Source organism: Kribbella sp. NPDC051137, from assembly GCF_040682535.1.
Lineage (GTDB): Bacteria > Actinomycetota > Actinomycetes > Propionibacteriales > Kribbellaceae > Kribbella > Kribbella karoonensis.
On record NZ_JBFBBI010000002.1, the window covers coordinates 362,987 to 377,331 of the forward strand.

14 protein-coding genes are annotated in these 14,345 nt (G+C 69.6%); 7 read left to right on the top strand and 7 right to left on the bottom strand.

The window, feature by feature from the left end; genetic code table 11:
• Positions 1-6 precede the first annotated feature (6 nt).
• Positions 7-2,109 carry an NAD-dependent DNA ligase LigA gene (ligA, locus tag AB0M51_RS09120; protein WP_344188290.1) on the top strand — a complete coding sequence of 701 codons (2,103 nt, stop codon included), beginning with the start codon at positions 7-9 and terminating at the stop codon, positions 2,107-2,109.
• A gap of 85 nt (positions 2,110-2,194) precedes the next feature.
• Here the strand turns inward: ligA and AB0M51_RS09125 are convergent, their stop codons facing one another.
• Positions 2,195-2,668, bottom strand: coding sequence for a hypothetical protein (locus AB0M51_RS09125; protein WP_344188289.1), 474 nt, complete (start codon positions 2,666-2,668; stop codon positions 2,195-2,197).
• 96 nt (positions 2,669-2,764) lie between these two features.
• On the opposite strand from AB0M51_RS09125, the gene AB0M51_RS09130 reads away from it, so the two are divergent.
• From AB0M51_RS09130 to AB0M51_RS09140, 3 genes are all read left to right on the top strand, one after another.
• Positions 2,765-3,766 (top strand): hypothetical protein, encoded by a 1,002-nt coding sequence (locus tag AB0M51_RS09130; RefSeq protein WP_344188288.1) that lies wholly within the window; start codon positions 2,765-2,767, stop codon positions 3,764-3,766.
• A 16-nt stretch (positions 3,767-3,782) separates the two neighbouring features.
• The gene (locus AB0M51_RS09135) at positions 3,783-4,007 is read left to right on the top strand and encodes a hypothetical protein (RefSeq protein ID WP_344188287.1); all 225 of its coding nucleotides are present in this window, start codon (positions 3,783-3,785) and stop codon (positions 4,005-4,007) included.
• Between the two features lie 103 nt (positions 4,008-4,110).
• Positions 4,111-4,410: a hypothetical protein gene (locus AB0M51_RS09140; RefSeq protein WP_363748719.1), complete on the top strand. Its 300-nt coding sequence runs from the start codon at positions 4,111-4,113 to the stop codon at positions 4,408-4,410.
• Here the strand turns inward: AB0M51_RS09140 and AB0M51_RS09145 are convergent.
• Together AB0M51_RS09145 and AB0M51_RS09150 are read right to left on the bottom strand one after the other, a co-directional pair.
• Entirely contained in the window at positions 4,335-4,841 is a 507-nt protein-coding gene (locus AB0M51_RS09145; protein WP_344188285.1) for a hypothetical protein, read from the bottom strand. The genes AB0M51_RS09140 and AB0M51_RS09145 overlap by 76 nt on opposite strands.
• Positions 4,842-5,723: 882 nt before the next feature.
• Entirely contained in the window at positions 5,724-6,368 is a 645-nt protein-coding gene (locus tag AB0M51_RS09150; protein WP_363748722.1) for an ACT domain-containing protein, read from the bottom strand.
• Between the two features lie 212 nt (positions 6,369-6,580).
• Between AB0M51_RS09150 and gatC the strand changes: the two genes are divergently transcribed.
• From gatC to gatB, 3 genes are read left to right on the top strand one after another with little or no spacing between them, the layout of a single operon-like run.
• On the top strand, positions 6,581-6,877 hold the full coding sequence (gene gatC / locus AB0M51_RS09155) for an Asp-tRNA(Asn)/Glu-tRNA(Gln) amidotransferase subunit GatC (protein WP_130387521.1): 297 nt from the start codon (positions 6,581-6,583) through the stop codon (positions 6,875-6,877).
• Positions 6,878-6,879: 2 nt separating this feature from the next.
• Positions 6,880-8,385 (top strand): Asp-tRNA(Asn)/Glu-tRNA(Gln) amidotransferase subunit GatA, encoded by a 1,506-nt coding sequence (gene gatA, locus AB0M51_RS09160; RefSeq protein WP_344188283.1) that lies wholly within the window; start codon positions 6,880-6,882, stop codon positions 8,383-8,385.
• A complete protein-coding gene (gene gatB / locus AB0M51_RS09165; protein ID WP_344188282.1) occupies positions 8,382-9,878 on the top strand; it encodes an Asp-tRNA(Asn)/Glu-tRNA(Gln) amidotransferase subunit GatB in 1,497 nt (498 codons plus the stop codon). Before gatA ends, gatB begins: the two co-directional genes overlap by 4 nt.
• Positions 9,879-9,932: 54 nt before the next feature.
• Here gatB and AB0M51_RS09170 read toward each other — a convergent pair whose 3' ends face one another.
• The 4 genes from AB0M51_RS09170 to AB0M51_RS09185 form a co-directional block, all read right to left on the bottom strand.
• Positions 9,933-10,463, bottom strand: coding sequence for a hypothetical protein (locus AB0M51_RS09170; protein WP_344188281.1), 531 nt, complete (start codon positions 10,461-10,463; stop codon positions 9,933-9,935).
• Between the two features lie 82 nt (positions 10,464-10,545).
• Positions 10,546-11,658, bottom strand: a complete 1,113-nt coding sequence (locus AB0M51_RS09175; protein WP_344188280.1) for a PQQ-dependent sugar dehydrogenase — start codon at positions 11,656-11,658, stop codon at positions 10,546-10,548.
• A gap of 5 nt (positions 11,659-11,663) precedes the next feature.
• A complete protein-coding gene (locus tag AB0M51_RS09180; protein ID WP_344188279.1) occupies positions 11,664-12,950 on the bottom strand; it encodes a cyclopropane-fatty-acyl-phospholipid synthase family protein in 1,287 nt (428 codons plus the stop codon).
• A complete protein-coding gene (locus AB0M51_RS09185) occupies positions 12,947-14,326 on the bottom strand; it encodes an FAD-binding oxidoreductase (protein WP_344188278.1) in 1,380 nt (459 codons plus the stop codon). Before AB0M51_RS09185 ends, AB0M51_RS09180 begins: the two co-directional genes overlap by 4 nt.
• Positions 14,327-14,345 lie beyond the last annotated feature (19 nt).

Sequence of the window (14,345 nt, forward strand, 5' to 3'; positions counted from 1 at the left end):
CTGCTTATGAGCGAGAACGTTGGGGCGCCCGCGGATGTCCGGACGCGGCACGCGGAGCTGAGCCAGGAGATCGAGGACCACCGGGCGCGCTACTACCTGGCCAGCCCGATCATCTCGGACGCGGACTTCGACGCGCTGATGCACGAGTTGCAGGGCATCGAGGAGCAGTATCCCGAGCTTCGCACCCCGGACTCGCCCACCCAGAAGGTCGGGGCCCCCGTCTCGACGCTGTTCAGCCCGGTCGACCATCCGATGCGGATGGAGAGCCTCGGCAACGCGTTCTCCGCCGAGCAGATGGAGGCGTGGGCGAAGCGTCTGGAGCGCGAGGTCACGGCCCAGCAGATCGTCGACAGCGGGTTCCTCTGCGAGCTCAAGGTGGACGGCCTCGCCCTCGACCTGGTGTACGAGAACGGCAAGCTCGTCAGCGGCGCCACCCGCGGCGACGGCCGGACCGGCGAGGACGTCACGCCGAACGTGCGCACGATCAAGAGCATCCCGGAGCACCTGCACGGCGACGACCTGCCGGCCTTCCTCGAGGTCCGCGGCGAGGTGTACTTCCGGGTCGAGGACTTCGAGGAGCTGAACGCCCAGCTTGTCGAGGCCGGCAAGGACGTCTTCTCGAACCCGCGGAACAGCGCCGCCGGATCGCTGCGGCAGAAGGACCCGCGGATCTCGGCGGCCCGGCCGCTGCGGTTCGTCGTGCACGGCCTCGGCAAGGTCGAGGGGTACCGCGTGGCTCGGCTGTCCGAGGCGTACGAGCAGCTGAAGGAGTGGGGCCTGCCGGTCAGCGACCGGGCCCGCCGGGTCGGCACGCTCGACGAGGTCAACGAGTTCATCGCGTACTACGGCGAGAACCGGCACTCGGTGGACCACGAGATCGACGGCGTCGTGGTGAAGGTCGACGAGTTCGACCTGCAGCGTGCGCTCGGGTCCACCTCGAGCGCTCCGCGCTGGGCGATCGCGTACAAGTACCCGCCGGAAGAGGTGAACACCAAGCTCATCGAGATCGAGGTGAATGTCGGCCGCACCGGCCGGGTCACCCCGTTCGCGCACATGGAGCCGGTCCGCGTGGCCGGGTCCACGGTGGAGTACGCGACGCTGCACAACGCCAAGGAGGTCGCCCGCAAGGACGTCCGCCCGGGCGACACCGTCGTACTGCGGAAAGCGGGCGACGTCATCCCCGAGGTGCTCGGGCCGGTGGTGGACCTGCGCCCGAAGGGGCTGCCGGCATGGGAGATGCCGACGCACTGCCCGTGGTGCGACACGTTGCTGGCGCCCGCGAAGGAGTCCGACGTCGACATCCGCTGCCCGAATTCGCAGTACTGCCAGGGCCAGCTGCGGGAGCGGCTGTTCTACCTGGCCGGGCGGTCCGCGTTCGACATCGAGGGGCTCGGGTTCAAGGCGGCGGACGCGCTGATCCGCGGCGGGCTGATCGCGGACGAGGGCGACCTGTTCGCACTCACCGAGGAGAAGCTGGCCGAGAGCGAGTTCTTCACCACGAAGGCCGGTGCCTTGTCGGCGAACGCGCGCAAGCTGATCGCCAACCTCGAGGAGGCGAAGGCCCGGCCGCTGTCCCGGGTACTGGTCGCGTTGTCGATCCGGCACGTCGGGCCGACCGCGGCCGTCGCGCTCACCGAGGTGTACGACAACATCGACGACGTGCGGGCCGCGAGCGAGGAGCAGCTGGCCGAGATCGAGGGCGTCGGGCCGACCATCGCGCAGGCGATCATCGAGTGGTTCCAGGTGCCGTGGCACCGGGACATCGTCGACAAGTGGCTGGCGTCCGGCGTCCTGATGCGCGAGGAGCGCACCGGTCCGACGCTGCCGCAGACGCTCTCCGGGCTGTCCGTGGTGGTGACCGGGACCGTCGAGGGGTTCAGCCGCGACGAGGCGACCGAGGCGATCGTCGGGCGCGGTGGGAAGGTCGCGAGCTCGGTGTCGAAGAAGACGTCGTTCGTCGTGGTCGGCGACTCCCCGGGGTCGAAGTACGACAAGGCCGTGCAGCTCGGCGTGCCGATCCTGGACTCCGCCGGGTTCCGGGTGCTGCTGGACGACGGGGCCGAGGCGGCGGCCGCGGTGGCGAGTACGCCGGCGGCCGGCGCGTCCTGAATCGCGCGGAAGAATTCCCCGGCCGGACGGATCCGCCGACAGAGCTGAGCCGTCCGACTGTTAACTTTGCACGTCGAGATCTGGGTCAGAAGGAGCAATTATGACGACGCCGCCGCAGGGACCATGGGGTCCTGGGCAGCCGGGGGGCCAGCCAGGCGGGCAGCACGGGGGACAGGGAGGTGCGCAGCAGCCGCCGCAGCCGCCGCAGCAGCCTCAGCAGGGTGGCTGGGGCCAGCAACCTCCCGCTCAGGGCGGTGGCTGGGGGCAACAGCCTCAGCAGCCGCAGCAACCTCAGCACGGCCAGCAGCCGCAGCAAGGTCAGCCGCAGCAAGGTCAGCCGCAGCAGGGCCAGCCTCAGCAGGGGCGCCCGCCGCAGCAGGACCGGCCGCAGCAGGGCGGCTGGGGCCAGCAGCCCGGACAGCAGGGTCAGCCGGGGCAGCATGGTCAGCAGGGTCAGCAGGGTGGTGGCTGGGGTCAGCAGCCGCAGCAGGGCGGCGGCGCGTACCAGCAGCAGTCCTGGGGGCAGCGTCAGCAGCAGCCGCAGCAGGGCGGCTGGCACCAGCAGCAGGGCGGCGGACAGCCCGGACAGTGGCAGCCGAGCGGTCAGGGCGGTCCGGGTGGCGGTAAGGGCCCGGGCGGCATCAGCAAGGACAAGATGCCGCTGGTGATCGGCGGCGGAGTGGTCGGCATCGTGCTGATCGGCCTGCTGGTGTTCCTCGGCATCCGCGCGTTCAGCGGCGGCGACGACACCCCGGAGAGCCAGCCGACCAGCGGCAAGAGCGAGGGCGGCGACCCGTCGACGTCCCCGTCCACCAGTGGCGGCACCGGCGAGCTGGGCAACGCGACCGGCCAGGCGAAGAGCGTGACCGACAAGCTGCAGGGCATGGGCTTCGGCTGCAGCGACCTGTTCAACACCGGCCAGGGCGCGCACCGCGGCTGCTTCAAGCTCGACGGCAACAGCCGGTCGTCCGAGGTGATCTTCCAGTTCAAGTCCGACGGCACGATCATCGCGGCCCGGGTCGCGACCGACGACGAGGACAACAACAACAACGCCCAGGTCGCGTTCGGCCAGGCGCTGCAGGCGATCGGCAACGACACCTTCGGCGGCGACTCGGTGACCAAGATCCAGGACGCGGTGAAGACCGGTCAGCGGTCCACCGAGGTCGGCACGAACTGGGGCTCCTTCCAGCTCAGCAACGACGGCTCGGGCCTGCAGGTGTCCGGCCACAAGAACGGCGAGGAGTCGCTGGACCTGCCGGACCAGACGTTCGACACCACGGTGGCTCAGATGACCACGGCGCTGAAGGCGAAGTCGTACGTCTGCACCAGCTCCTGCCGCAAGGACGTCGGGAAGTACGGCTCGCAGCGAGTGTTCGTCCTGGGTAGCCGGAACCAGCAGATCAACATGGTCGAATTCAGCGCCTCGGCGGACAGCGGAAGCGCCACGAAGGGCGCGATGACCTCGGCGATGAACGACGCGTTCGGCGTCCTCAAGGGCGGTAACGCGGCGGCGTTGAAGGCGTACATCCAGGCGCACAGTGACGGTAAGCAGTACGCTGCTTATGTTGGCGGCTGGAAGGTCGAGATCGACGGTGGCAGCACCGGCGACTACGGGTCGCAGCGGGTCACGATCGACCACGAGTCGTTCTACGCCTGAGGCACGGAGGCCGGATGTGAAGTTCCCCCGGGAGAAGCGGGAGTCGCGGACGGTGGCACAGCCGCCGCCCGAGGCGGTCCAGCGTGTCGACGGCGGCGGGGCCTGGGGCCCCACCCAGTTCGACCTCCCGGACCGGAACGGATCGAACAGCCAGGCAATCCTGATCGTCACCCTCGTCGGCGTCGTCGTCCTCCTGATCATCGCCGGCCTCTGGGCCCTCGCCTACTTCCAGTTCACCTGAAGGAGAGGACGAGTCCTGCACGTCATTCGAGACCGTTGAATGCAAAGGAGCTCAGATGTCGACGGAGACACCGCAGGATCGCCCGAACGGTGATCGGGTCAACGTGATCGACACGGCGACCGCGGCTCACAACCTTCCTCGGATGCTGCAGCGGTTCCGTGCCGGCCAGCCGGAGCCGCTCATCTTCGGAGACAACGGTCGTCCAGAGGGCGTGGTCGTTCCGTTCGACCGGTGGGAGCAGCTTGAGGAACTGGCCGACGATGCCGAACAGGCGGCCGAGATCCGCGAGGTCACTCGGCGCCGGTTGGCGACGAACAGCTCGGATGACTACGTGTCCGCCGATGAGCTTGCCGCGGAGTTCGGGTGGAATCTGGACAGCGACCAGCCGCCCCAAGCCCGGTGACAGCGAAGTACCACCTCATCCTGGACCCAGAGCTCCGCGACGAGCTGCGTGAACTCCAGAAACGTGCCCAGGCGAATCCCAATGGCACCGCAGCGTAGCTGTTCGAGGCTGCTCGGGTCGCGCTGAGTGCACTGCGCGAAGGCCGCGAAGCCGAGTTCGCCGGCGAGCGCCTCGGGCGTTCCGACAGTCACGCGGACCTGCGAGACTGCGCCGAGATCAAGATCCCGGTCGTCGAGGAGTTCAACCGCCGCGGCCGGCCGATGGGGCCTTCGCACCGAGTCACCTACCGCGAGTTCGAAGGTACGACGGAATCGTCCCTTCCGGTACGGCAGGTCATTGCCTTCGCGCCCCGCAAGGACGGCGAGATCTTCGACGTGACCGCCGGCCGGCTCGGACGTTCGAGGGGCGTGGCCCTCGACGAACTCGAGCACCTCCCAACAGTCCAACCGGCTGTCGGCTCGGGCAAGGAGGCCGGGCGGCCCGTCGTGCCACCACGCATGGCGCTACCCCCTGACCTGGCCCAAGCGATGAGAGCCCTGGAGGGCCAACCCCCGCCCACCAGCACACCGCCGACAACCACGAACCACCCTCCCGCAGCCCAGCGCCGCACTCCAACTCCCGGCCCGTCCCGCGAGAAGTAGTTCCAGCGCCGTTGACTCGTTGTTGAAGTTCGTTCGGGTGACAGGGTCGGGTTCGCCCGGCCTCATCTTTGTGAAGCCACCGACCACGCGGCGGCGGCGAAAACGGTTGGTGGCTTCACAAAGATGTCCCGCAGCGGCTCGCCCGAGGTCACTTTTGTGCACGAGATCCGTGCCGGTCCGGTGCTGCGGTGCGGCTGCGGTGCACCAAGACGAGCCGGTGGACCTGCCCGGCCGGGCGCCGGCTTGAAGCCGGGGAGTGTGGGTGGGCGGTTCGGGGCGGTAAGGCTGCCCGGTCCCGTGACCCGACCTGGCATGTGCCCAGCCGCTGGGGTCAGTGAACAAGCCCTGGGGCCCGGGTACCTGCAATTGCCTGTCGCACGACCCCGGCACGTGTCTGCACACCCGGTCCAACACCCGGTCCAACACCCGACCCAACACCCGACCCAACACCCGGCCCAGTTTCCGAGCCAGCGGTCCGCGGCCCCGACAGGGCAGCACGCGGCCGCGCGTCGCCACAAGCCCTGGGGTCTGTGAACAAGCCCTGGGGGCCAGGGACCTGTTGTGGCCCGGACTTATCTCACCAATGTCAGAAGCAGGACACTAGTTCCAGCGGAGAACCACCCGTGGACCAACGCTGAGGTTGACGCTGGTGCGACCGGCTACGTCGCACGGTCAGGCGGTGGCGCGGATTGTGACGGCGAGGGAGGCTAGGTAGGAGAGGCGGGCTACTTCGGAGCCGAGGAATTCGGGGCCGCCGCGGCGGCCGATGACCAGCACCCGGCGGTCGGACTCCAGGGGGGCCGCGACCAGGACGGACTCGGCGAGGCCCTTGTGGTCCGGGGCCTCGAGGGTGGCGGCCTTCGCCATCGGCAGCCACTGGGCGGCGACGTCGCCGAACTCCGGTGTCGCGCTGGTCTCCAGCGCGACCTTGACCTCGCTGCCGGTGCCGTCCAGCAGCGCTGCCCAGTCCGCGTGCAGCACGGCCGGTGACTGCTCGACCAGGATGTCGATCGCGTCCGCGGGCGCGGACGTCATCTGCTCGACGGCCTCGAGGTCCATGTGCAGCCCGCCGCCGGCGCCGTACCGGGAGAACCAGATGACCTCGACGTCCGGGACGCTGTTGCAGGCCGAGACCAGCCGGTCCGGCAGGACGCCGGGCGGCAGGTCGACCACGATGTCGTCGACCGCGGTGCCGTTCTCCCGGCGGTGCTCGACGATCTCGATCGCGTGGATGTCGGCGTTGACCTCGCCGAGGGCCGTCGACACCGTGCCCAGCGAACCGGGGCGGTCGGGGATGATCAAGCGCAGCAGGAACACCGAACGATCATCTCCCAGCCGATCACCATGCGCGTAACGCCTTGTCGCCGCCCATGTTACAGAGCGGTAGGAACAGACACGCCGACCCATCTCAACATCCCGTTGTCCACAGCTCATGGGGCGCGGAAACGTAGCTGTCACAGCGGCCCACTAGGATGGCGCAAGTCATGTGTCTACATGGCTTTCGGTCACTGCACGCATTGGATCAGTTCATGCCATCGATTACCCGCGAAGAGGTTGCGCACCTGGCGCGACTGGCGCGGATCGAGCTCTCTGACGACGAGCTCGACCACCTCGCGCCGCAGCTCGACCAGATCATCACGCTGGTCGGGCAGGTCAGCCAGGTGGCGGCGGACGACATCCCGCCGACCTCGCACGCCCTGCCGCTGACCAACGTGATGCGCGCGGACGAGAACGTCCCGTGCCTCACCCCCGAGCAGGCGCTGTCCGGCGCGCCGGCCGCGGAGGAGCAGCGCTTCCGGGTGCCGCGGATCCTGGAGGAGGACTGATCATGAGCGACCTGACCAGGAAGACCGCGGCCGAGCTCGCGGAGCTGATGCAGTCCAAGCAGGCCAGTTCGGTCGAGATCACCCAGGCCCACCTGGACCGGATCGCCGCCGTCGACGGTGACGTGCGCGCGTTCCTGCACGTCGACACCGAGGGCGCGCTGGCGCAGGCGAAGGCGGTCGACGACAAGCGTGCGGCGGGGGAGCAGCTGTCTCCGCTGGCCGGCGTGCCGCTGGCGCTGAAGGACGTGCTCACCCAGGAGGGTGTGCCGACCACGGCCGGGTCGAAGATCCTCGAGGGCTGGAAGCCGCCGTACGACTCGACCGTCGTGAAGCGGCTGAAGGACGCCGGGATCGTGATCCTCGGCAAGACCAACATGGACGAGTTCGCGATGGGCTCCTCCACGGAGAACTCGGCGTACGGCACCACCCACAACCCGTGGGACCTGTCCCGGATCCCGGGCGGCTCCGGCGGCGGCTCGTCCGCGGCGATCTCGGCGTACGAGGCGCCGCTGGCGATCGGCACCGACACCGGCGGCTCGATCCGCCAGCCGGGGGCGTTCACCGGGACGGTCGGCGTCAAGCCGACGTACGGCGGCACCTCGCGGTACGGGCTGATCGCGCTGGCCTCAAGCCTGGACACGCCCGGCCCCTGCGCGCGGACGACGCTCGACGCGGCGCTGCTGCACGAGGCGATCGCGGGCTGGGACCCGATGGACTCCACCTCGATCAACCAGGACGTCCCGCCGGTGGTCGCGGCGGCCCGCAACGGTGACGTCGCCGGGTTGCGGATCGGCGTCGTCAAGGAGCTCGGCGGCGAGGGCTACCAGCCGGGTGTCGAGGCCCGCTTCCACGAGGCGGTCGAGCTGCTCACCAAGCTCGGCGCCGAGGTGGTCGAGGTCTCCTGCCCGCACTTCCAGTACGCGCTCCCGGCGTACTACCTGATCCTGCCGAGCGAGGCCTCGTCCAACCTGGCCAAGTTCGACGCGATGCGGTACGGGCTGCGCGTCGGCGACGACGGGGAGAACAGTGCGGAGAAGGTCACCGCGTTGTCCCGCGAGGCCGGCTTCGGCGCCGAGGTCAAGCGCCGCATCATCCTCGGCACGCACGCGCTCTCCAGCGGGTACTACGACGCCTACTACGGCCAGGCGCAGAAGGTGCGGACGCTGATCGCCCGCGACTTCGCGGCCGCGTACGAGCAGGTCGACGTGCTGGTCTCGCCGGCCACGCCGACGACCGCGTTCGCGATCGGCGACCGGATCGACGACCCGATCGCGATGTACAAGAACGACCTCTGCACGATCCCGTCCAACCTGGCCGGCAACGCGGCCGCGTCGTTCCCGTGCGGCCTCGCCGACGAGGACGGACTGCCGGTCGGCTTCCACGTGATGGCGCCGGTGATGCGCGACGACCTGCTGTACAAGGTCGGCGGCGCGCTCGAGGCGGCCCTCGCCGACCAGTGGGGCGGCGTACTGATGACCAAGGCTCCGGAGCTGGAGGTGACCCGATGACTGCCGACGTGCTGGAAATCGACGATGCGTTGACGCAGTACGACCCGGTGATGGGCCTCGAGGTCCACGTCGAGCTGAACACCCGGTCGAAGATGTTCTGCGGCTGCCCGACCGAGTTCGGCGCGCCGCCGAACACCCAGACCTGCCCGGTCTGCCTCGGTCTGCCGGGCGCGCTGCCGGTGGTGAACGCGCGCGCGGTCGAGTCCGCGATCAAGATCGGCCTGGCGCTGAACTGCGAGATCGCCGAGTGGTGCCGGTTCGCCCGGAAGAACTACTTCTACCCGGACATGCCGAAGAACTTCCAGACCTCGCAGTACGACGAGCCGATCGCGTTCGACGGCTGGACCGAGGTCGTCGTCGACGGCGAGACGTACCGGATCGAGATCGAGCGCGCGCACATGGAGGAGGACACCGGCAAGGCCACCCACGTGGGCGGCGCGACGGGCCGGATCCACGGCGCCACGCACTCGCTGGTCGACTACAACCGGGCCGGGATCCCGTTGATCGAGATCGTCACCAAGACGATCGAGGTGCCGGGGGACAAGGCGGCCGCGGTGGCGCGGGCGTACGTCTCGATGCTGCGCGACCTGCTGTTCTCGCTGGGCGTCTCGGACGTCCGGATGGACCAGGGCTCGCTGCGCGCCGACGTGAACGTGTCGCTGAAGCCGTCCGGCTCGACGGCACTCGGCACCCGCACCGAGACCAAGAACGTGAACTCGTTCCGTTCGGTCGAGCGTGCGGTGACCTACGAGATCACCCGGCAGGCGGCGGTGCTGTCGTCCGGCGGGAAGATCCTGCAGGAGACCCGGCACTGGCACGAGGACACCGGCATCACGACGGCCGGCCGGGAGAAGTCCGACGCGGACGACTACCGGTACTTCCCCGAGCCCGACCTGGTGCCGGTGGCGCCGTCGCGGGAATGGGTCGAGGAGATCCGCGCGACGCTGCCCGAAGCTCCGGCCGTACGGCGGGCCCGGCTGCAGCAGGCGTGGGGTTTCACCGACCTCGAGATGCGGGACGCCGTGAACGGCAACGCGGTCGAGCTGATCGTGTCCACGGTCGAGCTCGGGGTGCCGGCAGCCGCGGCGAAGAAGTGGTGGCTGGGTGAGCTGGCCCGCGCGGCGAACGACTCCGGTACGGAGCTCGACGCGCTGCCGGTCGGTCCGGCCGAGGTCGCCGAGGTGCAGAAGCTCGTCGACGACGGCACGCTGAACGACAAACTCGCGCGGCAGGTGTTCGAAGGTCTGCTGGCCGGTGAAGGCACGCCGGCGGAGATCATCGAGAAGCGCGGGCTGGCGCTCGTGTCCGACGACTCGGCGCTGCTCGAGGCCATCGACCGGGCGATCGCCGCGAACCCGGACGTGGTCGAGAAGGTGAACTCCGGCAAGCCCGCGGCGGCGGGTGCGCTGATCGGCGCGGTGATGAAGGACATGCGCGGTCAGGCCGACGCTGCCAAGGTCCGCCAGCTGCTGAACGAGAAGCTCGGCATCTGACGCCGTTCCTGAAGTGCCGGACCCCGCTGCACAGGGTCCGGCACTTCAGTGCTTTCAGGCGGCGTCGCGGTGCTCCGCGGTCGGCCGCGCGTCCGCGATGACTCCGCGCTCGACCCGGCCGTCGTCGATGTCGGCCGCGTCCGCGAGCAAGGTCTGTGCGACCGACAGCTCGTCGGCCGGGCAGCGGAGTTCGTAGCGGGTCGGGTGGATCTCGGTGGTGACGGTGTCCGGCCGGTTGCGGAACAGCGCGCGGAACAGCCCCCACAGCGTGCCGACGATCAGCCCGTACACGAAGCCCCACAGCACGACCGCGAAGCTGGTCAGCGTGGTCTGCGCGACCAGCGTGACGAAGACGGCCGCGAGGACACCGAGCAGAGCACCTTGCAGCGCACCGGTGGCGGTCATCCGGACGACCGGGATGCGCGGCCGTCTGGTGGCCTGCCGGAGTCCGGCGCCGACGATGTCCAGGCTCGCCGCGTCCATCCCGTAACTTCGCAGGTACTCCGCTGTTCGCCGAGCATCCGCGAAGCTGCTCACCGATGCGATCACACTGCTGGGGACGCCAGACGCCTGGCCGGTCGGCATACCGATCTCCTCCTCAGGTCTGCTGATGGTGTGGGTTCTTCCACAAGTACCAGACGACCCAAGTCGCGAAACGGTTGACTGCTCAGGACGTGCTGATGGTCACGCGCAGGATCCGGTCGTCGCCCGGTCGTGGCCCTCCGCGGCCGTCGGTGTTCGACGTGGTGAGCCACAGCGATCCGTCCGGGGCGAGCTCGACGGTGCGCAAACGCCCGTACTGCTGGGTGAAGAACGCCTTCGGCTCGCCGATTCGCTTGCCTCCGGCAACGGGTATCGCCCAGAGCCGCTGGCCGCGCAGCCCGGCCATGAAGATGTACCCCTTGGCGAACGTGATGCCGGACGGAGAGGCGTCGGCGGTCGGCCACTGCGCGATCGGGTCGGTCATCCCGTCCAGCCGGCTGATTCCCTCGGCGGCGGGCCAGCCGTAGTTGGCGCCCGGCGTGATCACGTTGAGCTCGTCCCAGGTGCTCTGCCCGAACTCCGCGGCGTACAACTGGTTCCCGTCGAACGTCAGGCCTTGCACGTTCCGGTGGCCCTTGGTGATCCACACGCGCCCGTCCGGATTGCCCGGCGCGGCCTCGCCGTCGGTGGTGATGCGGAGGATCTTCCCGCCGAGTGAGTTGTCGTCCTGCGAGTTCGGCCGGTCCGACCCGTCACCGGTCCCGGCGTACAGGAAGCCGTCCGGCCCGAACCGCAACCGCCCGCCGTTGTGGATCGCCGCCTCCGGGATCCCGTCGAGGATCACCTGCTGGTCCGACAACTTTCCGTCCTGGTAGGTGATCCGCGCGATCCGGTTGTCGCTGCCGCTGGAGTAATACACGTAGACGTACGGCTTGCCCGGGTACCCCGGATCCACCGCGATCCCCAGCAGCCCACCTTCCGACGAGGCCTTCACCCCGTCGACGCTCCCCACCTCGGTCACCCGGCCACCGGCGACCCGTACGATCTTCCCCGCGTCCCGCTCGGTGACCAAGGCGCTCTTGTCCGGCAGGAACGCGACTCCCCAAGGCACCTCGAGCCCGGTCACCACGGTCGACGCCACCGTCAACCGCACCGGCGGAGCAACCGGCGCCGACGCCGAGCCGGACGCTGACGCCGAGCCGGGCGCCGACGACGAGCCGGAGCTGCTGGGCGTCGCCTCCGAACACCCCACGACGAAAGCCAACGCGGCAACCACCACCGCAGCCCTACCTCGCACGCCCGTCAGCTTCCCCAGGTGGGACGGAGGGGGAAGTGCGCGTTGCCGCGGTCGTCGAGTTTGGCGGCCAGGACCTGGTGGAGCTGGATGGTGTTGTGTTCGAAGCCGGCGCGGCTGGCCGCCAGGTAGAGGCCCCAGATCTTCGCGGTGGCGGGGCCGACCTCGGCCAGTGCTTCGTCCCAATGGGCGACCAGGTTGTCGTTCCAGGCGGCCAGGGTGAGGGCGTAGTGCTCGCGGAGGTTCTCCTCGTGGCGGACCTCGAAGCCGGCGTCCTGGGCCTCGGCGATGATCCGGCCGGAGCCGATCAGCTCGCCGTCGGGGAAGATGTAGCGGTCGATGAACGCGCCGGTGTTGCGGAAACGGTTGTCCGGGCGGGTGATGCAGTGGTTGAGCAGCCGGCCGCCGGGGCGGAGCCGGTCGTGCAGGAAGGCGAAGTACGACGGGTAGTTGCGGACGCCGATGTGTTCGGTCAGCCCGATCGAGCTGATCGCGTCGAAGTCCCGCTCGGGGACGTCGCGATAGTCCAGGAACCGTACTTCGGCCAGCCCCTCCAGCCCCTCTCGCTTGATCGCCTGCTGCGCCCACTCGGCCTGGGCCTCGGACAGCGTCACGCCCAGCGCCTGTACGCCGTACTCGCGGGCCGCGTGCCGGACCATCCCGCCCCAGCCGCACCCGACGTCGAGGAGTCGCTGCCCGGGTCGAAGGTCGAGCTTCCGCGCGATCAGGTCGTACTTCTCGAACTGCGCCTCCTCGAGCGAAGCATCGGCCGTCGGATAGACCGCGCACGTGTACGTCATCGACGGCCCGAGCACCCACTCGTAGAACGTGTTCGACACGTCGTAGTGGTGGTGGATCGCGGACTTGTCCCGCGCCTTCGAGTGCCGCAGGCCCTCGAACGTCCGGCGCCACTTCGGCAGGTGCTCCTGCGGCGGCGGGGGCGGCGGCTTGAGGTGACTCCAGCCGAGGCCGCGGATGATCCGCAGCGCCTCGGCGGCCTTCGGGCGGTGGAAGTGGAACTGGTCCAGGATCAGCCGCATCAGCTCGTACGGGTTGCCGGGGTGCACTCCGGTGATCTCCAGGTCGCCCATCACGTAGGCGCGCACCATCCCGAGGTCGCCCGGCGCGGTGAGGATGTAGGACAGCCCGCGCTCGGAGGCCAGATGCATGTGGATCGGGGAGTCCTCGGGGCCGGCCGCGCTGCCGTCGTACGCCGTGAACCGGAACGGCAGTCCGTCCGGGATCACGGTGAGGAGGGCTTCGGCGATCGATACCTGGGTCGCGAGCGTCGTCACTGGCGCGTCACCGCCTTCTCGTAGAGCCCGGTGAGCCGGGCGTCCGGGTCGTAGCGTTGTTTCACTGTGGTCAGTGCCGAGACGTTGTACAGCCGGTCGAACGTTTCCCGGTCGTAGTACGCGTCGGAGTACAGGGACTTGTGGCCGCCGAAGTCGCTCACGGCCTGCTCGATCCGCCGGTTGACGTCGCCGTCCGCGGCGCCGGGCGCGATCGGGACGGTGCCCCAGAAGCCCACGTTCACGTAGGTCTCGCCGGGCTTCAGCGGGTAGAGCGGCCAGGACTCCGAGCCGCGTAGCCGCAACGGACACAGCCAGACCGGTCGCATCCCGACCTCTCCGTCGAACCAGCGCAGGAAGTCCGCGAGCCGGGCGACCGGGATCTCCACGTCCTGGACGACGCGTTCCCGGTCGGGGTGGCCGCGCCGGCGGTTCAGCCGGGCCGCGTAGTGGTGCCGGTTCTCGAAGCCGACGATCTTGTGGAACACGTCGCTGCGCCGCCAGCGCCGCGGCCACAGCCGCCGTACGACGGGCTGCTGGGCGCCGAACGCCGCGGAACACCAGAACCAGTCGGTGTCCCAGCGCCACAGGTAGTCGTGCGCGGTGAGGAAGTCCTTCGGCCGCTGCCGGATCGACCGGTAGTAGATCTGCCGGCCGGTGTAGTCGCTGGTCCGGACCGCGGCGTCGCTGTTCCGCCCGAGCGTCAGGTACGCCTCCGACGGACTGAACGCGACGCCGTCGACGAAGTGCACCGGCTCGCCGTCGTACGTGCCCGAGGCAACGATCTCGTCGATGGCCGGGGCCAGCGAGTCGAGCCCGACCCGGACGTGCCGGAGCGCGACGTACGGCGAGATCCGGTCGAGCTCGATCCGCAGCCGGGTCGCGTAGCCGAGCGTTCCGTACGAGTTCGGGAACATCCGGAACAGGTCCGCGTGCTCGCCGTCCGGGCGGGCCCTGACGAGGTCGCCGGCGCCGGTCAGGATGTCGAGCTCGAGCACCGACTCGTGCGGCAGGCCGGCCCGGAACGAGGACGACTCGATGCCGAGCCCGGTGACCGCGCCGCCGAGTGTGATCGTCTTCAGTTGCGGGACCACCATCGGCGTCAGCCCGTGCGGGAGGGTCGCGGCGACCAGGTCCTCGTACGTGCACATGCCCTGGACGTCGGCGGTCCGGGCGTCCTGGTCGACGCTGATCACCCCGGTCAGCTTCGAGACGTCCAGCCCCGGCCGCTCGGTGTCGGTGCGCGGGCGGAACAGGTTCGAACTGCGCTTCGCGAGCCGGACGGGCTCGCCGGCCGGGATCCGTTCGTACGACTCCCGCAGCCGCCCGACGGCCTGATCGTGCGCCACCACCGCCGCCACATCCGATGTCGAAGGCACCGATCCAGCTTACGACGGT